The 21,386-nt window shown below is 44.8% G+C and carries 17 protein-coding genes; 12 read left to right on the top strand and 5 right to left on the bottom strand.

Annotated elements, in window-relative coordinates; translation table 11 throughout:
• Positions 1-12: 12 nt before the first annotated feature.
• From purF to bamC, 9 genes are all read left to right on the top strand, one after another.
• A complete protein-coding gene (purF, locus tag ACO0K1_RS03215) occupies positions 13-1,533 on the top strand; it encodes an amidophosphoribosyltransferase (protein ID WP_423022630.1) in 1,521 nt (506 codons plus the stop codon).
• Positions 1,534-1,794: 261 nt separating this feature from the next.
• The gene (locus ACO0K1_RS03210; protein ID WP_423022628.1) at positions 1,795-4,101 is read left to right on the top strand and encodes a TonB-dependent receptor plug domain-containing protein; all 2,307 of its coding nucleotides are present in this window, start codon (positions 1,795-1,797) and stop codon (positions 4,099-4,101) included.
• 87 nt (positions 4,102-4,188) lie between these two features.
• On the top strand, positions 4,189-5,043 hold the full coding sequence (locus ACO0K1_RS03205; protein WP_423022626.1) for a 3',5'-nucleoside bisphosphate phosphatase: 855 nt from the start codon (positions 4,189-4,191) through the stop codon (positions 5,041-5,043).
• Between the two features lie 64 nt (positions 5,044-5,107).
• A complete protein-coding gene (htpX, locus tag ACO0K1_RS03200) occupies positions 5,108-5,983 on the top strand; it encodes a protease HtpX (protein WP_423022624.1) in 876 nt (291 codons plus the stop codon).
• Positions 5,984-6,035: 52 nt separating this feature from the next.
• Positions 6,036-6,659, top strand: a complete 624-nt coding sequence (locus tag ACO0K1_RS03195; protein WP_423022622.1) for an L-threonylcarbamoyladenylate synthase — start codon at positions 6,036-6,038, stop codon at positions 6,657-6,659.
• A gap of 124 nt (positions 6,660-6,783) precedes the next feature.
• Positions 6,784-7,464 (top strand): site-2 protease family protein, encoded by a 681-nt coding sequence (locus ACO0K1_RS03190; protein WP_423022731.1) that lies wholly within the window; start codon positions 6,784-6,786, stop codon positions 7,462-7,464.
• A 7-nt stretch (positions 7,465-7,471) separates the two neighbouring features.
• Positions 7,472-8,071: a class I SAM-dependent methyltransferase gene (locus tag ACO0K1_RS03185; protein ID WP_423022620.1), complete on the top strand. Its 600-nt coding sequence runs from the start codon at positions 7,472-7,474 to the stop codon at positions 8,069-8,071.
• Positions 8,072-8,182: 111 nt separating this feature from the next.
• The gene (gene dapA / locus ACO0K1_RS03180) at positions 8,183-9,067 is read left to right on the top strand and encodes a 4-hydroxy-tetrahydrodipicolinate synthase (protein WP_423022618.1); all 885 of its coding nucleotides are present in this window, start codon (positions 8,183-8,185) and stop codon (positions 9,065-9,067) included.
• Between the two features lie 78 nt (positions 9,068-9,145).
• On the top strand, positions 9,146-10,312 hold the full coding sequence (gene bamC, locus ACO0K1_RS03175; RefSeq protein ID WP_423022616.1) for an outer membrane protein assembly factor BamC: 1,167 nt from the start codon (positions 9,146-9,148) through the stop codon (positions 10,310-10,312).
• A gap of 299 nt (positions 10,313-10,611) precedes the next feature.
• Here bamC and ACO0K1_RS03170 read toward each other — a convergent pair whose 3' ends face one another.
• Both ACO0K1_RS03170 and ACO0K1_RS03165 read right to left on the bottom strand, forming a co-directional pair.
• A complete protein-coding gene (locus tag ACO0K1_RS03170; RefSeq protein WP_423018390.1) occupies positions 10,612-10,830 on the bottom strand; it encodes a hypothetical protein in 219 nt (72 codons plus the stop codon).
• Between the two features lie 304 nt (positions 10,831-11,134).
• Positions 11,135-12,289, bottom strand: a complete 1,155-nt coding sequence (locus ACO0K1_RS03165; protein ID WP_423022614.1) for a JmjC domain-containing protein — start codon at positions 12,287-12,289, stop codon at positions 11,135-11,137.
• 56 nt (positions 12,290-12,345) lie between these two features.
• On the opposite strand from ACO0K1_RS03165, the gene ACO0K1_RS03160 reads away from it, so the two are divergent.
• Complete coding sequence (locus ACO0K1_RS03160; RefSeq protein ID WP_423022612.1) at positions 12,346-12,900, top strand: FKBP-type peptidyl-prolyl cis-trans isomerase; 555 nt, start codon at positions 12,346-12,348, stop codon at positions 12,898-12,900.
• A gap of 108 nt (positions 12,901-13,008) precedes the next feature.
• Here ACO0K1_RS03160 and mutS read toward each other — a convergent pair whose 3' ends face one another.
• From mutS to ACO0K1_RS03145, 3 genes are all read right to left on the bottom strand, one after another.
• Positions 13,009-15,651: a DNA mismatch repair protein MutS gene (mutS, locus tag ACO0K1_RS03155; protein ID WP_423022610.1), complete on the bottom strand. Its 2,643-nt coding sequence runs from the start codon at positions 15,649-15,651 to the stop codon at positions 13,009-13,011.
• Positions 15,652-16,050: 399 nt separating this feature from the next.
• Positions 16,051-17,442 carry a DEAD/DEAH box helicase gene (locus ACO0K1_RS03150; protein WP_423022608.1) on the bottom strand — a complete coding sequence of 464 codons (1,392 nt, stop codon included), beginning with the start codon at positions 17,440-17,442 and terminating at the stop codon, positions 16,051-16,053.
• Positions 17,443-17,543: 101 nt separating this feature from the next.
• Entirely contained in the window at positions 17,544-18,347 is an 804-nt protein-coding gene (locus ACO0K1_RS03145) for an inositol monophosphatase family protein (RefSeq protein WP_423022606.1), read from the bottom strand.
• A 161-nt stretch (positions 18,348-18,508) separates the two neighbouring features.
• On the opposite strand from ACO0K1_RS03145, the gene ACO0K1_RS03140 reads away from it, so the two are divergent.
• Both ACO0K1_RS03140 and ACO0K1_RS03135 read left to right on the top strand, forming a co-directional pair.
• The gene (locus ACO0K1_RS03140) at positions 18,509-19,267 is read left to right on the top strand and encodes an RNA methyltransferase (protein WP_423022604.1); all 759 of its coding nucleotides are present in this window, start codon (positions 18,509-18,511) and stop codon (positions 19,265-19,267) included.
• Positions 19,268-19,562: 295 nt separating this feature from the next.
• On the top strand, positions 19,563-21,386 hold the full coding sequence (locus tag ACO0K1_RS03135; protein WP_423022602.1) for a type IV pilus assembly protein FimV: 1,824 nt from the start codon (positions 19,563-19,565) through the stop codon (positions 21,384-21,386).

The following is a 21,386-nucleotide window of genomic DNA, read 5'->3' as shown; positions in this document are numbered from 1 at the left end:
TAGGAGTCCACCATGTGTGGCATCGTCGGTGTAGTTTCAAATAGTCCTGTCAATCAATTGCTTTACGATGCGTTATTGCTTTTGCAGCATCGCGGTCAAGATGCGGCAGGTATAGCAACCAGTCATGGAAATAAGTTCGCCATGCACAAGGCTAATGGCCTGGTGCGTGACGTTTTCCGTACGCGTAACATGCGTTCTTTACCGGGTAATATCGGTATTGGTCAAGTGCGTTATCCGACGGCTGGTTCGACTAGTGAAGAAGAAGCACAACCATTTTATGTGAATGCGCCCTTCGGTATCGTGCTTGCGCATAACGGTAATTTAACAAATGCAGTTGAACTAAAAATCGAATTGTTTAAAAACGATCGTCGTCATTTAAATACTGATTCTGATTCGGAAGTCTTGTTGAATATTCTCGCGCATCAAATTCAAGAAGTGACGAGCGGCTATTCTCTCGATCCTGAATCATTATTCCGTGCCGTGTCGATGTTGCATCGTCGGGTGCGTGGTTCTTATGCAGTGGTTGCACAAATTGCTGGTTACGGCTTGCTGGCGTTCCGCGATCCGTTTGGGATACGTCCACTATGTATTGGTGTTTCTCAGAATGAGTCTGGCACTGAATACATGATTGCTAGTGAATCGGTTGCCTTGGAAGGCCTTGGGTTTAGATTTCTGCGTGATGTCGATCCAGGTGAGGCTTTGTTTATTGATTTGGATGGCAATTTGCACAGCCAGCAATGTGCCGATAATCCTAGCCTGAATCCATGCGCATTTGAGTATGTATATTTGGCGCGTCCCGATTCCATTATTGATGGTGCTTCGGTCTATCTGACGCGTCTGAAAATGGGCGAATATCTGGCAGAAAAAGTGCGCAATCAGTTCCGCGATGGGGAGATTGACGTTGTCATGCCCATTCCTGACTCCTCACGTCCCTCAGCAATGGAGTTGGCATTAAAACTCAATCTTGACTATCGCGAAGGTTTTATAAAAAATCGCTATATCGGTCGTACTTTTATGATGCCTGGTCAGGCTATTCGTCGTAAGTCTGTGCGTCAAAAACTGAATGCTATCGGTTCAGAATTTAAAGGTAAAAGCGTCTTGCTGGTCGATGATTCTATTGTCCGTGGCACGACAAGTCGCGAAATCGTTCAGATGGCGCGTGAATCCGGCGCGAAAAGAGTTATTTTTGCATCGGCTGCGCCTCCAGTACAATTTCCTAACGTCTACGGTATCGATATGCCAACCCGCAGTGAATTGATCGCATACGGACGTTCTGAAGAGGAAGTTTGCCGTGAAATTACTGCTGATGCGTTGGTTTATCAAGACGTGTCTGCGATGAAACGATCGATTTCAGATGTGAATCCTCGCCTGAAAAATATTGAAGCTTCTTGCTTTGATGGATTTTATGTTACCGGTGACGTGAGTTCTGGATATCTCGATAAGTTAGAAGCTGCGCGTAATAAACCTCGCCCAGACACAGAAGACCTTTTGCGTTCTCAGTTAAATTTGAATCTCGCGAATACGACAGATTAATTTTTCTATACGCAGTTCCAAAAGCCCGCTATCAGAATATAGTGGGCTTTTTTATTTGTAACTGAACCATTGTTAATTTAGGTGGTCATAATTCCTTGTAATACTTGGCGTATCGGAAAGTAACGCCAGCGAATGCGTGTTTCATTTTCATACAAAAATGCTAATGTATTTTTGGATTTATCTCCCAGATTGAAAATACAATGTCAGAATCATTTTCTCCCTCTAAGCTTTTTCATTCCACACTTTCTGTGATTACTATTCATGCGCGTTCCATTTAACATTTCATATTTAACTCTGAGCATTATTGGCGCAATATCGAGCTTGCAGGCGGCACAGGCACAGTCAAGTTTAACCGAGCAAAAGGTTGTTGTTGGTGAAGCTCCTGCAGAAAAAAAAGAAAATACTGCCGTTTCGCCAGAACAAAAAGCCGCCAGTCAAACGCGGGTCAAAAAAAGTGATGCAACAACGACGGATAATATTCAAAAGGTGGTCATTGACGGTGGCCGTAGCGATGATGATGCGCGCCGTCAATCAACTGCTGCTAAGTTGATTTTTGGTCGTGAAGAATTAGATAGAAATGGTGACACAAATCTAGGTGAAGTTTTGAAGCGACTGCCGGGCGTGACCATTGGTGGTCGACCTGGGCGTGGTGGTGATATTCGCATGCGTGGTATGGGTAGTGGTTATACACAAATACTGATCAACGGCGAGCGTGCGCCTCGTGGATTTTCCATCGATTCCTTATCGCCAGATCAAGTTGAACGCATTGAAGTAATTCGCGGCGCTGTGGCGGAATTCAGTACGCAAGCGATCGCGGGTACGATCAACATTGTTTTACGTGAAGATTACAAACAGAAAAATGTTGAACTAAAGGCTAGCCTTGGAACCGAGCAAAACCGTTTATCTCCCAATGTGTCAGTTTCTTTTCCTGGTGAAGTTGGTAATTTGAGCTATGCGGTAAATGCGTCCGTGTTTCAAAATCATCAGCGTGATCAGAGTACCACCAACGCCATTGAAACTGCATCTGATGGAAGCACTAATTTATCCCAGAATGAATACGATGAAACTCATCGCCAATCTGCGGGCATTCATTTTGCACCACGATTCAATTACAAGTTTGAAAACGGCGATACGTTGATGTTTCAGCCTTTTATCATGCGCTCGCATAGTACTTTTGATGGCATAAGCGTGGTTGATCAAATCTATCGCGCTCCGACAGCAATTGAGCCACCAGCTTATGCTGTCGCCAATAATAGTGGTAGCGCTGATACGACGTTTATCCGTAGCTTTGGCAACTGGCAACACAAATTTGATGACAACGCAAAACTAGCCGTTCGATTCGGTGGCGGTTATGGGAAGATGCAAAATTCTTCGCTCAGCAATGAGCTTGATGTCAATGCAAATCCAGTAGCAGTCGTTACAGTGGCGACTAATATTGTTGATAAAACACTCAATAACGGTGGTAAATATACGAAGCCAATTGGAGAAGGACAAACTTTCGCCGCTGGTTGGGAATTGGAGTTGGGTCGGCGTAACGAAACAAGTGTTTCATTGAATAATGGGAAGCCACAATTTCAGGATTCAGGTGACGATTTGAGTGCAAGCACCAAACGATTCGCAGTCTTTGCGCAAGATGAAGCGGATCTCAGCGCCCAGGTGTCAGTGTATGCTGGTTTGCGTTGGGAGGGAATTCGGACGTCAAGTAGTCTTGCTGGATTGGATGTGGGAAATAGTAGCAGTGTCTGGAGTCCCATTGCACATGCGGTGTGGCGTATTCCCGGAGAATCTAAAGATCAGATCAGGATTAGTTATGCCACTACTTATCGGGCACCTGTATTAAACGATCTGATCGCGATTCCGAGTATTTCGAATCTGAATAGTCCAACACGCCCCGATCGAATTGGCAATCCTTCACTAAAACCTGAACTTTCAAAAGGAATTGATCTCGCATTTGAACACTATCTAAGCCGTGCAGGTTTGTTGAGCGCTAATTTCTTTGTCAGAAATATAAATGACTTAATGCGCAGAACAACGCAGTTAGTGAATGAGCCAACTGGTCAGCGTTGGGTTTCATCCCCAATCAATATTGGTCAGGCGACGACGAAGGGTATTGAATTAGAAGCGAAATTTCAGTTGAAGGAATTTCTTCCAGACGGTCCAGCGATTGATTTCAGAAGCAATTACAGTCGTTTCTGGTCTCGTGTTGATACCGTTCAAGGGCCTTACAATAAAATTGATCAACAGCCACCTTATACCGCCAATGCAGGGTTTGATTATCGTCTCTCAGGGATTCCCGTTACTTTAGGAGGAAACTTGAACCTGACCCCGGGGTATTCCATCCAGAGCACAGATACACAATTAAATGTTATTGGTCTTAAGCGTCAAATCGACATCTATGGATTGTGGAAATTTAACCCAGATTTACAACTGAGGCTGTCTGCAAATAACTTTCGCGCTAATGACTACGTAACAAGCACGGACGTCAGTTTGGGCGGCGTAAATCGTCTTGACTATGTGACAAATAAGACCTATACAACTTTTAGCTTGCGCCTTGAGATGAAGTTGTAATCGTTCAATTCTGCGTTGCGTCGCAGCATATAACGCAACGCAGGAGTACAATGTGAGTTCAATTTGTTTCTGAATGACTAGCTCACCATGTCTGTCCTGTCTCTCAACGTTGATTTTCATAGCCATTCGACTGTGTCTGATGGTGTTTTGTCGCCTACAGAATTAGCTGCAAGAGCTAAGAAAAACGGTGTAGACGTCTGGGCGCTTACTGATCATGATGAAATTGGTGGCATTGCCGAGGCACGTGCCGCCGCAACAGCGCTAGAATTGAAATTTATACCAGGTGTCGAAATTTCGATTACCTGGGCTAGAAAGACGATTCACATCGTCGGCCTAAATATCGACGAAAATAATAGTAAGCTACTCGAGGGCCTGGCTAAAACGCGAGCTGGTCGCGAACAGCGCGCCCGTGACATGTCTGCTGATTTGGCTGCACGCGCGGGTCTTAATAACGTCTACGAGGGTGCGCTGACCTATGTTAGCAATCCGAACTTGATTTCTCGTTCACATTTTGCCCGGTATCTGGTTGAAATTGGTGCGTGCAGATCCGTTTCGGAAGTGTTTAAGAAATACTTGGCCGAAGGTAAGCCTGGTTATGTTCCGCATCGTTGGGCAACGCTGCAAGAAGCTGTTACATGGATTCTTGCCGCTGGAGGAGTTGCCATTGTTGCTCATCCAGGACGCTACGACTTATCTCCGGTGGCGTATGATAGTTTTTTTAGAGAATTCAAAGCCCTCGGCGGCACTGCAATTGAAACCGTGACTGGAAGTCACACGGTTGATCAATATGAAGAATATACAAAAATAGCTAATAGTTACGGCTTTCTTGTCTCTCGTGGGTCGGATTTCCACTCTCCTGCCGATGCCGAGGTGGATATCGGTAAATTGCCAGCAATGCCAAAAAATTCCAAACCTGTATGGACAAGTTGGTTTGACGCTTGAAATTGAATTGAATGCCCACATATCTCTTGCAGATATTTTTATTTCCCAATAGCGGAGGGATAGCATGAAGCGTATTGTTTTATTTTTGCTCACCAATCTGGCAGTGATGGCGGTCATGTCCATCGTACTCTCCTTGCTTGGTGTTAATCGGTTTTTAACTGCCAATGGCTTGCAAATGGGAACATTAATGGTGTTTTCATTAGTGGTCGGTTTTACAGGCGCTATTTTTTCTTTATTGATCAGTAAGCCAATGGCAAAGTGGTCGACCGGAGCGCGGGTGATTGATTCACCCACGTCGTCAACTGAATTGTGGCTGGTGAACACGGTTCGTATGTTGTCTGAGCGCGCAGGCATTCAAATGCCTGAGGTCGCGATTTATGAAGGTGAACCTAACGCCTTTGCGACCGGTGCGTTCAAAAATTCCGCGTTGGTTGCTGTGTCGACAGGATTGCTGCAAAGCATGACAAAAGAAGAAGTCGAAGCTGTTCTAGGGCATGAAATTGCCCACGTTGCCAATGGTGATATGGTGACCATGACGCTCATTCAAGGCGTTGTAAATACCTTTGTCGTATTTTTGGCCAGAGTAGTGGGTTATCTGGTTGATAAGACATTTTTCCGGAATAATGACGATGACCGCCCCGGTATTGGCTATATGATTACCGTCTTTGTCTGTGAAATCGTGTTTGGGATTGCTGCTTCAGTGATCGTTGCATGGTTTTCGCGCCAACGTGAATTTCGTGCCGATGCTGGTTCAGCCCGTCTGTTGGGAAATCGTCAACCGATGATTCACGCGTTAGCCCGTTTGGGCGGTATGGTTCCCGGAGAGTTGCCAAAGTCAATTGCTGCTGCCGGCATCAGTGATAAACCGGGATGGTCGGAATTATTTTCCTCGCATCCACCAATGGAAGCGCGTATCGCAGCGTTGCAAAACCTTAAATAATGCAGCATTAACTTTTCTGGCGGTAGCAAATGCTACCGCCTTTATTCATTTTATGAGCCAATTTTTCCAGATTCATCCAGATAATCCGCAGCTGCGATTGATTAAACAGGCTGTACAAATTATTGATGGCGGCGGTATTGTTGCGGTGCCGACGGACTCTTGTTACGCGTTGGTGTGTCACTTAGATGATAAGGATGCAGTCATGCGTCTGAGAAAGATTCGTGACGTCGATGAAAAACACCATTTGACCTTACTTTGTCGCGATTTGTCAGAAATTGCCCTGTACGCGAAAGTCGATAACCGTCAATACCGTATGCTCAAAACGGCGACGCCTGGACCGTACACGATGATTTTAGAAGCAACCAAGGAAGTGCCACGACGGTTGAGTCATCCGTCACGTAAGACCATTGGTTTGCGAGTCCCTGAAAATAAGATTACGCATGCACTGCTTGATGAATTGCGACAACCATTACTGGCCACAACCTTAATTTTGCCAAACGAAGATGAGCCAATTACGGATCCAGAAATGATTCGCGAGCGCTTGGAAAAATTGGTAGATTTGATTATAGACGGGGGACCATGCAGTTTGACACCAACGACGGTCATAGACATGACGGGCGATGTGCCTGAGTTAATCCGTCAAGGCAGGGGTGATGCCAGCGTGTTTGGCTTATAGTTGTCTAAGCGTCTTATTTCGTGCAAATTTCGACTCTGTCTTTTGGCTCTAACGTTCTTTCTCAATGTAGCATTAGCGAATTTGAATTTCTTTTTGGCAATAATTAAAACAACATATGAATGACATCAGTGAACTGATTAGAACGCTTCTGATTTATGCGTTACCAGTGATATTTGCCATTACTTTGCACGAAGCTGCGCATGGCTACGCTGCTAAATATTTTGGTGATTCGACGGCGTACAATCAGGGCCGGGTAAGCCTTAATCCGCTGGTGCATATTGATCCCGTGGGAACGATTATTATTCCCGTTGTTTTATATGTGGCCAGTATTGCTACTGGTGGCGGGTTTATATTTGGCTACGCTAAACCAGTGCCCGTCAATTTTTCTAAGCTGAAAAACCCCAAGCGAGATATGGCTTGGGTGGCACTGGCGGGGCCAGGCGCGAACTTTATCATGGCCTTTTTTTGGATGCTGCTTGGCGTGATATTGAATTCTGCAAATATAGCGGAGCCTTTTTTTATAAAAATGGCTGATGCGGGTGTGCTCACCAATTTGGTGATGCTCGCTTTTAATTTATTTCCCATTCCCCCTCTGGATGGCGGTCGGATTTTAATCAGCTTGTTGCCGAATAAACTTGCCTATAAATTTGCCCAAGTTGAACCCTATGGGTTTTTCATTGTGATGGGAATGGTGATGATTCATTGGTTGCAATTCTGGTTGGTGCCTGTCATCGTTCTTTCTAACTTTCTTCTCGAGCAACTGATGACGCCTTTTTCGATGTTGCTTGGTTTTCTGGCTTTATAATTCCGCCGTGTCTGTAGATAACTGTCCAATAAGCTTGGGAGGGAGTACACCTGGATTGGTTTCTCCCTGGGTTCAGCGTTTTGCCCATCTATTGCCGCCGGGATTGATACTCGATCTAGCCTGCGGCAGCGGACGGCATGCCAGTTGGTTGCTCGCCTCTGGCCATGAAGTAATGGCATTGGATCGCGATGCTGACGCGTTGTTAGCATTAAAGCAGCAGGGTAGCCGAGTATTGCATCATGATCTGGAGCCTGACCCTGACCCTGAGACAGCGAGCTGGCCTTTCGAGGATCATTTATTTTCTGCGATTATTGTTTGCAATTATTTGCATCGACCATTGTTTCCGCATTTGTTAGCGAGTCTAAAACCTGAAGGTATTCTTATTTATGAAACCTTCGCCACGGGCAACGCATTCTTTGGAAAACCATCAAATCCACAGTTTTTATTAAAACCAGGTGAACTTTTGCAGCAAATGGCTTCTAACGCATCAGTGGATATGCATGTCATCGCATATGAGGAAGGTGTTGTTGAGGTGCCGAAGCCAGCCATGGTGCAACGCGTTTGTGCGCGTAAAACGGCAATTTCTTCGCTCAATGACCTGATTTGAATTGATAAGAACCATTTAGTTGAATAGTTTGAATCCAAATTCCAGCTTTTTACGCCCCCGATTGGCAGTCTATCCGCTACAATCGGGGTTTTACTTTTTTCGTGCACTAACATGACAAAGATACAGGGAAGTCTGGTTGCTATTGTGACCCCTATGCATGCTGATGGCAGTCTCGATTTGCCGTCCTTGCGTACGTTGATTGATTGGCATATTGCTGAAGGTACTGACGGTATCGTAATCGTTGGGACGACGGGTGAATCGCCTACAGTTTCTCCAGAGGAGCATTGCGAATTAATTCGTGTCGCGGTTGAGCACGTTAATAAGCGGGTCACTGTCATTGCAGGTTCAGGGAGTAATTCGACCACTGAAGCAATTGCTTTTACAAAGTTTGCAAAAGAAGTTGGTGCAGACGCATCCTTGCAAGTTGTGCCTTATTACAATCGCCCAACTCAAGAGGGTATGTATCAGCATTTCAAAAAAATTGCTGAATCAGTCGATATTCCAGTGATCTTGTATAACGTTCCAGGTCGCACCGTTGCCGATATGTCCAACGACACCATCCTGCGTCTCGCGCAAATTCCGGGAATTATTGGTGTAAAAGATGCCACCGGTAATATTGCACGCGGTATTGAGCTGATTCGCTCGGCCCCAGAGGGTTTTGCGGTATATTCCGGCGATGATCCTACTGCTATGGCGCTGATGTTCTGCGGTGGCAAGGGTAATATCTCAGTGACTGCGAACGTGGCGCCACGTGCCATGCATGAGTTGTGTGTCGCAGCGATGAACGGTGATACAAAAACAGCCATTGCCATTAACAATCGCATCTTATCTCTGCATAACAAATTGTTTGTTGAGCCGAATCCTTTGCCTGTTAAGTGGGCATTAATGGAAATGGGGTTAATTTCTTCCGGTATTCGTTTGCCCCTCGTTCCTATGTCTGAGCAATTCCATGAGACGGTTCGTGCTGCGTTGCGTGAAGCAGGTGTATTACAATAAGCATCATCTTGAACGATTTGTTACCAAGTCGTTTGCTCCAGGTCGTTTTAATTGATAATAATTCGTAGGGACTTTCACATGGCAAAAAGCTTTGTTGCTAAAAATGGGATCATCGGCGCTGTTGCGTTAGTTGGATTGTCTGGTTGTACTTCAGTGGGTAATTTGCTGGAGCCTAACAAGATTGATTACAAGAGCGCTGGAAAGGTGACGACAGTCTCTTTGGAAGTTCCACCTGATCTGACGCAAATTCGTCGTGATAGCCGTTTTGCAGTCCCTGAAGCGAACAAGTCTACCGCAACAGCTTCCGGTTATAACCTCGAAAAAGGCGATAAGGCAGCGGTGGCAAGCGCATCGATCGCACCTGGTCAGTTAAAGGATATGCACATCGAGCGTCAGGGTAATCAGCGTTGGTTGGTGATTTCTCGTCAGTCACCAGAGGCTTTGTGGCCGCAAATTAAAGATTTTTGGCAAGAGTTGGGTTTCTTGATTAATGTGGAAAATCAGGAAGCTGGCGTGATGGAAACGGATTGGGCTGAAAATCGCGCCAAAATCCCACAGGATTTTATTCGCGACACGCTGGGTAAAGTCTTGGATTCATTATATTCTACTGGAGAGCGTGATAAGTTTCGCACGCGTTTAGAGCGCGGTCCTAATGGTTCACTAGAAATCTACATCAGTCATCGTGGTGCTCAGGAAGTTTTGTCGGGTGCTCAAAAAGATACTGCTGTCTGGACGTCGCGTCCGGAAGATCCGGGTCTTGAAGCAGAGTTTTTGACGCGTCTGATGGTGCGTTTAGGTGCAGATGCAGATGGCGCTAAGCAAGCAGTGACTACTGCAGCTGTAACAGATAGTAAACCTCACTCAAAATTGCTTCAAAATGGCGACACAAGCTATATTTCGGTTGATGAAGGTTTTGACCGAACATGGCGTCGGGTTGGCTTGGCTCTTGATCGTGTGGGCTTCACTGTTGAAGATAGAGATCGTTCAAAAGGCTTGTACTTTGTTCGTTATATCGATCAGGATATCGAAGCGAAAACAAAAGGTGCGAGTGAAGGCTTCTTCTCTAAATTGTTCTCATTCGGATCATCAGATGCTGATAAAAATGCGAAGAAATATCGTGTGTTTGTTAAAAATGCGGATGCAGGTGACGCAAGCACTGTCACTGTTCAGGATGCGGATGGTAAGATTGACTCTTCCGCCGTTGCAGACAAGATATTAAAATTGCTGCAGGAGCAGTTGAAATAAGCTTCAACGTAACGAAAAAAAACGCGGCTTGCCGCGTTTTTTCATTTTATCGCCGATTTGATTGATGCTTGGATGTAAAGTGTGGCTTTTACATTCATATGTATCAAGAGCCTATGAACCGATGAACCGATGAACCGGCGAACCGATGAACTGACGAACAAATGAACCAATTAACCAATGAACCAATGAACCAATGAGTCATTGAGTTCTTGAATATATAAATTGATGTATATACTCAATTGATTCTGGTAATAAAAAAAGCCGACCAGTTGGTCGGCTTTTTAACAAGTAATTAAAAATTACTTGGAAGCTGGTGCCGCTGTTGCGGAAGCAGCTGGAGCTGCGTCAGAAGCTGGAGCTGCGTCAGAAGCTGCAGCAGGTGCTGGTGCTGCTGCTGGTGTTTCAGCTGCTGCTGAAGCTGGCGCTGGTGCAGCAGCGGATGCTGGTGCTTCATCTTTTTTGCCACAAGCTACCAAAGCGATTGCTAACAGGGATACGAGCAAGAGTGATTTTTTCATGTTTGTACTTTCAATAAGTAGATCAAAAAATAAGATCAAAATTTTGCGATGAATAATTACCGGTAATTATCGCTCTATAGGCTTACTCAAAGGAATCTGTTGAAATAAATCCAGCAACTCCTCCGAAAGTTTCCTAGCCCATGATTATAATGATTTTTCCGGCAATGGAATAGACATTGATGCCTAATTGCCCCTAATTTGTTAAAAATTTACACCGAGCAAAGCGTCTAAACCTGAAAATAGCGGATTTTTTGGAAGATTACGCTATTTTCATTCCAATTATGATGTTGAAAGGAAAAAACCATTAGCTTAATTGTAACCAGCCATCTTCATACCAAAGACAAAATGCCTCTAAGACGTCGGGCGTCGTATTGGCTAAATCTTCGCCGTTCAGACAACGTTCATTTGCTAGTTTAATCAGTAGCTTTGCATCTTCTTTTCCAACAGCAAAAGACTCGCCATTAATAAAGACATGCTTGCCTTTGTATAGCATGGTTGTTTTCAAAGACAGCCGAATGCCTCGTTTCTGTGCGCTTTGCGCGAAGCGTTTTGGGCTAAGTGGTTTTTCTGGAGAGTTAAAAAATACGCTAGCTTTTGGTTCGGACATGTACTCACCGATGAAAATGGTGATGTCTTCTTCAGAAAATTTAATTTTTGCAATTTCGGCACCGATTTTCTCGACCATTGCCGTACTTAATTCCGCGGGATGTATGGTTGCTTGCAATTCTGGATCTTCATAGCGGCCCGGTAAGTCGATTGTATCTGACATAAAGCCAAGGAAGGATTCGCCAAGTTCCTGATAAGAGGGCGCACGAAAACCTATTGAATAAGTCATGCACTCTCCGATCGCGACGCCATCATGTGCGTACTGCGGTGGAAGATAAAGCATATCGCCAGGTTCAAGAATAAACTCCTGTTCCGGTATAAAGTTGCTTAATATCTTCAGTGGCATTCCTTCGATTAAAGACAAATCTTTTTGGGCGCCAATTTGCCAACGTCGTTGGCCATGTGCTTGCAATAAAAATACGTCATAAGAATCAAAATGAGGACCTACGCCGCCATTATCTGCGGCATAACTGATCATTAAATCATCTAATCGGGCGTCTGGTATGAAGCGAAATTGTCTTAATAGGTTATCTGCAGCGTCATTATGAAGATTCACGCCTTGTACTAAAAGAGTCCAATCTTTCTTTTCTTTTAGAGGAAGTTTGCTAATTGGGCCATTTTTCATTTCCCAATGTTGTTTAAAAAAACTGATTAATCTGGATTCAACGTCATCCTGCTCAGCTAGCGCAAATAGTTCAGAAGGACTTAGTAAGGGAGAAAACCCGGGAATAGCCTGGCGAATGACTAATGGTTTCTTATGCCAGTATTCGCTGAAGAATTGATCTGCGCTGAGTCCGCCCAGCAGGGGAAGGGGTGTGGAATTTTTTTTCATATCTGTATTATATGCCTGCATGAATGCTTGTTCCAGACGGGTATAATCAGGGATGAATATTTTTTTAAGGAAGTTGTATGAAGATCGTCAAAAACTCAGTCGTGACGGCCCGTTATAAGTTAACAGATGCGCAAGATAATCTGATCGAAGAAGGGCAAGAGCCTATGGTTTATCTTCATGGTGGCTACGACAATATTTTTCCAAAAATCGAAGAAGCTTTGGAAGGTAAAGAAGTCGGCTACGCAACAACGTTGCAATTGAACCCCGAAGACGCTTTCGGCGACTACGATGCTGCGCTGATTAAGGTTGAGCCACGTTCACGCTTTCCTTCGCCTTTGGAAGTTGGTATGCAATTTGAAGGTATGCCGGAGGATTCTGATGAGTCCGATGAGTCGGAAGAGGAAGCACATATTTTTACAGTGACCGATATTGCGGACGACAAGGTTGTCTTGGATGGCAATCATCCTTTGGCAGGGATTGCTTTGCGTTTTTCTGTCACGGTTGATGACGTCAGAGAGGCAACTGATGAAGAAATCGCACATGGTCATGTGCACGGTGAGCATGGACATCACCATGACGATGATGAAGATGAGGACGCAGGGAATGAATACCGCAGCCACCCAATTCACTGATTTAAACTAATGTAGACTGATAATTCTGGGTAATAACAAGCGTCTTATTATTTGTATTTAATCTGTGAATTGTGATGAAAAAAAAGCCGCATTTTTGCGGCTTTTTTTCTATTTTTTATATTTCTTTTGCAATGCTTTTAAATCGTAAAGTGCATCTAAGGCTTCACGTGGCGTCATTGCGTCAGGGTCAATTGATGTTAGGGCATCATTTAATTCATTCTCTATTGGATCAGGCAAGGTTACGTCTTCTTCAATTCCGACAGGTACTGCGGGGGCTGAAAACAAATCAAACTGGGGTGTAGATTGTAACGAATGTGCTTCCAGTTCTGTTAAGTGCTTGCGTGCAGAGCGAATAACTGACTGCGGAATGCCGGCAAGTTGGGCAACTTGCAAACCATAGCTTTGAGAAGCTGGGCCTGGTTGCACGGCATGCAGAAAAACAATGTTCTCTTTGTGTTCCACTGCAGAAAGATGGACATTTTCGGCACTAGGATGAACTTCCGGTAATTGAGTTAATTCAAAATAATGGGTCGCAAATAGCGTGAAACTTTTAGAAACTTGAATTAAATGTTTCGAAATCGCCCATGCCAATGCAAGGCCGTCAAATGTCGATGTCCCGCGGCCGACTTCATCCATGAGAACCAGCGAATTCTCAGTCGCACCATTTAAAATCGCGGCAGACTCAGTCATTTCCACCATAAACGTTGAGCGTCCTCCTGCAAGATCATCCGCAGCACCAATTCGTGTAAATATACGGTCGATAGGGCCGATTGTGGCGGAAGTTGCAGGTACGTAACTGCCAATATAGGCAAGTAATGTAATTAATGCGACTTGGCGCATAAATGTTGATTTACCACCCATATTGGGGCCCGTAATTAAAAGCAGTTTGCGATCTTGCGACAGATCGCAATCATTAGCAATAAATCGTTCAATTTGGTTTTCAACGACAGGGTGCCGTCCCTGATGAATTTGTAATATGGGCTCAGATACCAATTCAGGTGGGCACCAATTATTTTTGGTTGCATGCTCAGTCAAGCTAACGAGGGTATCCAATTCAGCAATAGCGTGTGCTATGGCCTGCAAGAGGCTGATGTGCGGCAATAAGTCTTGCAGTAGCTTTTCATAGAGCACTTTTTCGCGAACTAAAGCCCGTTCTTGAGCGGATAAGGCTTTGTCTTCGAAGGCTTTTAATTCTGGCGTGATGTAACGTTCGGCATTTTTGAGGGTTTGTCGACGGCGATAATTTTCAGGAACCTTGTCGCTCTGACCATTCGTAACCTCGATATAAAAACCATGAACGCGGTTGTACTCAACACGTAAATTCGTAATTCCAGTGCGCTCTCGTTCCGACGTTTCAAGATCGACCAAAAATTGACCTGCGTTTTCAGAGAGTGCGCGCAGTTCGTCGAGTTCAACGTCAAATCCAGTCGCAATAACGCCGCCATCTCTCACCATCGTGGCGGGCAATGGCATCAGTCCACGCTCTAATAAGTCCAAACAATCACTGGGCGTCATTAGATCGGTAAGTATTTTGGTCAGGACGCTGGTTTGATTGTCGGCAATGCACATACTGACGTAATTACGTAGATTTGGCAGATGTTGCAGGCCGTCTCTTAAGCTTGATAAATCACGTGGCCGGGCAGATTGCAGGGCGATGCGGGTCGTTATGCGTTCAATATCCGGAACGGCATTCAGTGTTGTCGCAAGTCCATCCGCAGAATCCGCCTTAATTAAAGCTTTTATCGCATCATGGCGTGCCCGCGCGATCTTCTGATCCCGTTTTGCGTGATGTAGCCAGTGTCGTAAGAGTCGCGCGCCCATCGCTGTACGGCAATGATCCAATAAGGAAAATAACGTAGGCGATTCCTGACCACGTAATGTTTCAGTGATCTCAAGATTTCGACGGGTTGCCGTGTCGAGGCCGATAAACTCATGTTCACTTTCTACTGTGAGGCTGTTGACGTGTTTTAAACCGCGGCCTTGTGTGCTTTCTGCGTAACGCAGCAAAGCGCCTGAAGCGCCAAGTGCGGGACTTATACTTTCTACGCCGAAGCCAGTTAAGCTACTGGTGCCTAATTGATCCTGTAGTGCTTTTTGACCTTGCTTTACATCAAAATGCCAATCAGGGACCTCAGAAAATTTGCCTGGCAAAAGTTGATAATGTTCATCAAGCAATAAGGTGCCGGCTGAAATTAAGATTTCTGCTGGTGATATACGTTCCAATTCATGTTGGAGTCTTTGCAGTAACGATTTCTCATCCGTTGCAAATTCCATTAATTTTAAAGCCCCACTGGCCAGCGAAAGCCACGAGAGTCCAACGGTGACTGTTTTTCTATGTTGCAGTAAGCACAGTGATAGCAGAGGGCGCTCAGACTTTTCGGGTAGTAAGTCTGTATCTGTCAACGTCCCAGGCGTAATCACGCGCATTACTTTGCGCTCGACAGGTCCCTTGCTTGTCGCTGGGTCACCGATCTGTTCACAAATGGCAGCTGACTCGCCCATCTTGACCAGTTTGGCAAGATACGGTTCTAATGAGTGAAACGGAATTCCTGCCATTTTGATAGGGTTTCCACCAGAACTACCTCTTTGGGTGAGTGTAATGCCCAGCAAACGTGAAACTTTTTCGGCATCGCCAAAAAATAATTCGTAAAAATCGCCCATGCGATAAAAGACCAGGGTCTCTGGATGTTCCGCTTTAATGCTGAGGTACTGCTGCATCATCGGGGTGTGTGTGCTTTTTTCTGTACTCATAATTCGTTGATTTTTATTGTTTTATATCTTAAGTATCTGCTTTTTTATTGGTTAAATTGAAATTTTTATTTTGCGAAAATTGAATGGCGACAGTTAACTATTTCAAGGCTTTTGGTTCGCGTCATTTTATTAAATGTGGCTCTGTCAATTCAGCTCGTAACACAAGCGTGAAAGCATTTTTTCACGCTCTTCAATTTGATACTGATCACAACAAATGAGCAGATTCCGCGGCAACCATTATAGTCGACAGCTGGCTATGCTTTGTAAGTGCGGTGTTGATTTAAATTTTATAAAATGACCGATGTTGTTGGGCATAAAAATAGGGTAATAAAAGTAGGATTTTACAATCCTGATTTTATTACCCTTCACAACTTAACTACTAATAACTATTTTGTTCGCTTAGCCATTGCCGCGGCCGCCAGAGCGCCGTGGTGTAGATTGCTTTACGGTGGGGCGATTGCCAGCGGGGCGTGGTTTGCTACCACCGTCACGTACTACCGCTGCGCCTTGTGTTGGGGTGCGGCTTTGTGTACGTTGTTGTGCTGGTTTATTTCCTGATTGAGGGCGTTGACCTCTGCCACCAGGGGGCGTTCCGCGTCCTTCAAAACTGCGTAATTGAATTGGTTGAGCCTTGGCGTGCGGATCTGGAATAAAGCCGTCGACAATTTCTTGAGGAATTTGGCGTTTGATGAATTTTTCGATGTCAGCTAGTAACTTAAATTCATCAACACAAACCAGCGAGACTGCTTCTCCGGTCGCACCAGCGCGGCCAGTACGACCAATGCGATGCACATAATCTTCTGGAACATTAGGTAGATCATAGTTCACCACGTGTGGTAACTGATCAATGTCGATCCCGCGTGCAGCGATATCTGTTGCAACAAGTACCGGTAAGCTACCATCTTTAAATTCGGCCAACGCTTTGGTTCGTGCTGATTGGCTCTTGTTGCCATGGATTGCCATCGCGGCGACGCCATCTTTTGCTAATTGTTCGACCAACTTATTGGCGCCATGTTTGGTTCTGGTAAACACTAAAACCTGCGACCATTGATGCGTTTTAATCAGGTGGGCAAGTAGCGGGTGTTTTTTATCGCGATCAACTGGGTGAATTTTCTGTGCAATGACTTCAACCGTTGAATTGCGCCGTGCAACTTCTATCATTTCAGGATTGTTCAGAAGGCGATCTGCTAGTACTTTGATTTCGTCAGAAAAAGTCGCTGAAAATAATAAGTTCTGACGTTTTGCCGGCAATATCGCGAGAACTTTTTTGATGTCGTGGATAAATCCCATATCCAACATCCGATCAGCTTCATCGAGGATCAAAATTTCAATGTTGCGCAGATCGATTGTGCCTTGCTGATGGTGATCCAGCAGGCGGCCTGGCGTAGCAACTAAGATATCAACGCCATGCTTCAACAACTTAATTTGAGGATTGATACCGACGCCGCCAAAAATCACACCAGATGTCAGTGGAACATATTTTCCGTAAGTTTCTACACTCTCTTGAACCTGAGCAGCGAGTTCGCGGGTCGGTGTGAGAACCAATGCGCGAATCGGACGTTTGGAAAGTTTGTCTTTAGGAGCGTTGGCAGAAGTGGAAAGGCGCTGGAGTATTGGTAAGGTGAAACCCGCAGTTTTTCCGGTACCGGTTTGCGCGCCAGCCAATAAATCCCCACCCTTGATGACAGCCGGAATGGCCTGTAACTGAATCGGGGTTGGTGATGTGTAACCTTGTTCGCTAACTGCACGAACAATGTCCTCGGATAGGCCGAGTTCAATAAATGAGGGCATGTGTTTCTACTGATCTTGTGAACGCACTGACTGACTTACGCCAGTCCTGTGAAAGGGCACTCAGCGAAAATGACGCTGAGTGTAAAAGAGATAAAAAATTTTTACTTATAAGACGCTGAGAATGGTTGAAGTAAATTAACCATTTGTCCAAATACTTTTGGTGTTCCTGCCAGTACATCGCCTTTGTGCAGGTAGTCAGAGTCACCAGCAAACGTACCAACGATACCGCCGGCTTCAGTGATTAACAATGATCCTGCAGCGATATCCCAAGGCGCTAAACCTTTTTCAAAGAAGCCGTCGAGTCGACCAGTCGCAACATATGCCAGATCCAAGGCTGCTGAACCAGGTCTTCTTAATCCATGGCATTTAGCCGTCATTACTTTAAACATGTCGACGTATTGATCAAGACCAGATAGATCGCGTGACGGAAATCCTGTCCCGATCAAGGCATCAGCGATTTTGTCACAACGGGTGACGCGGATACGTTTATCGTTCAGGAAAGCACCGCCGCCCTTGCTTGCAGTAAACATTTCGTTGCGTGTTGGATCGTATACCACGGCTTGAGTAATGATGCCGCGATGTTGTAAAGCGATTGAAACGCAATATTGCGGGAAACCGTGGATGAAATTAGTAGTACCATCTAGAGGATCGATGATCCAGACATATTCACTTTCGTCGTTTAGATTAGCGGAAGCCCCCGATTCTTCAGCAAGAATTGCATGGTCGGGGTAGGCTGTTTTCAGCACCTCAATGATTGCGGCTTCTGCAGCTTGATCGACTTCAGTAACAAAATCATTGAAATGTTTTTCTGTTACGCTAACGCGATCGAGGTCAAAAGAAGCGCGATTGATAACTGTCGCGCCGCGACGAGCGGCTTTAATAGCCGTATTGAGCATTGGGTGCATAAGGTTTCCGATAAAATGACGGCAAACGCGGCTCTGTCAATTAAAAATGACAGAGTCAGGTTTGCTACACAAAAATGATAAAGAGCGTGCGCTATTGTCTTTCGTCAGGCAACCAGGTCGCTCAATCAAATAACAATTAACGCTTAATCTTGCTATTTTAAATGAACTTGACAGAAACTGACACATCTCTTTTTCAAAGACTTCGCTTCGTTCTCGTAGAAACTAGTCATCCTGGCAACATCGGTGCGGCAGCAAGGGCGATTAAAACGATGGGTTTTGGTCGATTGATCTTAGTCAATCCACGTTTTGAAAATGCACTGAGTCATCCAGATGCAATAGCCTTTGCAAGCGGCGCATTAGATATATTAGAGTCCGCACAAATTGTGAAGACCACAGAAGAAGCGGTATCAGGTTGTAAGTTTGTGGCGGCCGTCAGTGCGCGTTTGAGAGAATTTTCACCCCCTATACTTTCTCCCAGGGAAGTCACTGAACGGATTGCGTACAAGGAGGAGGGGGAGGTTGCATTTATTTTTGGCAGTGAACGCTACGGCCTGCCCAATCAAGTCGTAATGAATTGTCAGGCGTTGATCAATATTCCTGCCAATCCCGACTACTCATCTTTAAATCTGGCACAAGCAATACAGTTGCTGGCCTATGAAAGCAGAATGGCTGTGAACGTGAAAAGCGATGGTGCTAGTCAAGTTGGATTTTTTGGGCAAGCAGCGTCCAATGAACAAATTGACGCCATGTATTCCCATCTTGAGCGGGCGTTAGTCGCGATTGATTTTCTTGATCCGGAAAATCCTAAAAAACTAATGCCGAGATTGAAACGCTTATTCTCTCGTGCCGGCCTTGAGGCCGAGGAGGTGAACATTTTACGTGGAATTTCTAAGAAAATTCTTGATGTTAGTCAGAAATAATTGGTAACTTAATTGTAAGATGATGCAATTGAATTTAGAGTGGTGTTGTTTAATTCAATAAAAAAAATGAGATTTAATAAAAATTAACCAAATTTCTTTGGTGTAAGGCATTTTGTTTCATCTTTAGCATTTTCATATTAGTTTAGTTTTGTTATAACCATACTAAGATTGCATTAGAGTTATATTGCTAATAAAACATTGATGTTTATAATTTATTGAGGACATTATTATTACTGTTCCATCTCCACGACCATCTCTTTATCTTTTGTGTTTGGGCACTTTGGTTGCTAGCACAATGGGGGATGCCTACGCGCTTGGTGTGGGTAATATCCGTGTTCAATCGTCGCTCGGTCAACAACTTAGAGCCCAATTAGAAGTTACAGGCGTTGAAGCTCAGGATGTAGATCTAGGGTGTTTCCGGGCGAGTGTCGAGTCTGCTGAAGGTGTGTTTTTATCGCCTGTGGATCTCAAATTGTCGACACAGGGCAACGTTAAATATTTAAATTTATTTGCCCGAAAAAATATTTCTGAACCTGCCGTAAGGGTCGTCCTCAATATTTCTTGCGACCTTCAGTTGCATCGCGAGTATTTAATTCTTCTTGATCCTCCCGATATAAGCGCAAGTATCCCGAATCAGATTGCGGCGATGAATGAGGTCGCCCAAGCGCCCGCAAATACTTTGCCACAACGTGTAGAACTGCCTGCGCAGATCTCAAAAAAAATCGTCGTAAAAAATAAGTCAGAAATTGTTGCAGTTAATGCGGATCAAAGCACAAACAGCAAAAGGCTTAAGTCGACAAAAAAAATGATCGACATGCCGCGTACGAAAGACGCCCTAAAATTATCTGATGACGCAGATGTTGTGCCACAAGGTCTGAAACTTGAAAGTACCTTGTCCCAAGAGTCGGATCATAAGAACGGCGACCGTTCTGCGGAACTCCGGCTGGCTCAGGCGCAGTTTGCCGCGATGCTGCGAGGCGAAAATGCGCCATCGAGTTCAGCTGCCGTACCCGTTGCGCCAGATCAAAAGAATCGATCGACAACGCAAGAATCAATACAACTGAAACGGCAACTTCTGCAGGGAAGAACAGCGCTCGAGGACCTGAGAGAAGCGTCGGTGCCAAAAGAGTGGTTCTATGTTTTGATCGCGTTGATACTTGCAGCGCTTGGGTTGGCTGGCTTATTGGTCGCATATATCCGCCGGATTCATAAAAAGACATCGTCGACCTGGTGGGAGCAAAAAGAAGCGAGACCTGTCGTCGAAACGAAACCAAATATTGAGGAGTTGGTCAACAGTGTGCAGGCAAGTTATATCTCGTCCACGACCGTTGCCAGAGAGTTACCTGAATCGGGACAGAATTCAAGTTCTGCGCCGCAATCAACAATTGCCAAAACCAAATCGAAAACTGAATCCCAACAAGCGTTGGGCAATATCGATGCGCCATCGATATTTGGCAAAAATTACACCCCGTCGTTAGAAGATACAAATAGTAGTACTTTTAATTTTTTCTCTTCAAGGGCGACATCGGTGAAGGTTGAAGAAATATCGGATGTGACTCAAGAAGCTGAATTTTGGATGTCAGTGAATGATCCTGAACGGGCGATAGAAATTTTAGAGCCGCAAGCCGAACTTGATCAGCCAGACTCGCCAGTGCCTTGGTTATATCTGTTAGATTTGTACAGAGTCGTCGGTAACAAAGAAAAATATGATCCATTGCGAGATCGCTTCGTGGTATTTTTTAATGCCAATGTACCAGAGTTCGAAGTAGATCCAGCAACTTTGCCGTCCAGACATTTAGATGACTTTGAGCATTTGTCTAAAAAAATCTGCTCAATGTGGAACAGCAATGAAATTTTGCCGTTCTTGGAAAGCTTACTTATCGATGATAGAGATGGAAAACGAATGGGTTTTGAACTTCCTGTTTATCGCGATATTTTATTGCTGATTTCCATCGCTAACGAGCTAGAACGTCAAAAAACATCGGGAGGTGGTGCCAGGGTTTGGGAGAATGCCAGCACGACCCCAGTTGCTACCAATGCTCCAGTTATGTTAGAAGAAGATAGTAATGTGATCAATTTCGAGACTATCGATTTTCAAAATAAACCGGATCTTGCCTGA

The sequence above is a fragment of the Undibacterium sp. SXout20W genome, assembly GCF_049340285.1.
GTDB lineage: Bacteria > Pseudomonadota > Gammaproteobacteria > Burkholderiales > Burkholderiaceae_D > Undibacterium.
The sequence above is the reverse complement of the archived record's forward strand: the minus strand, read 5'-3'. Positions and strand labels throughout refer to the sequence as shown.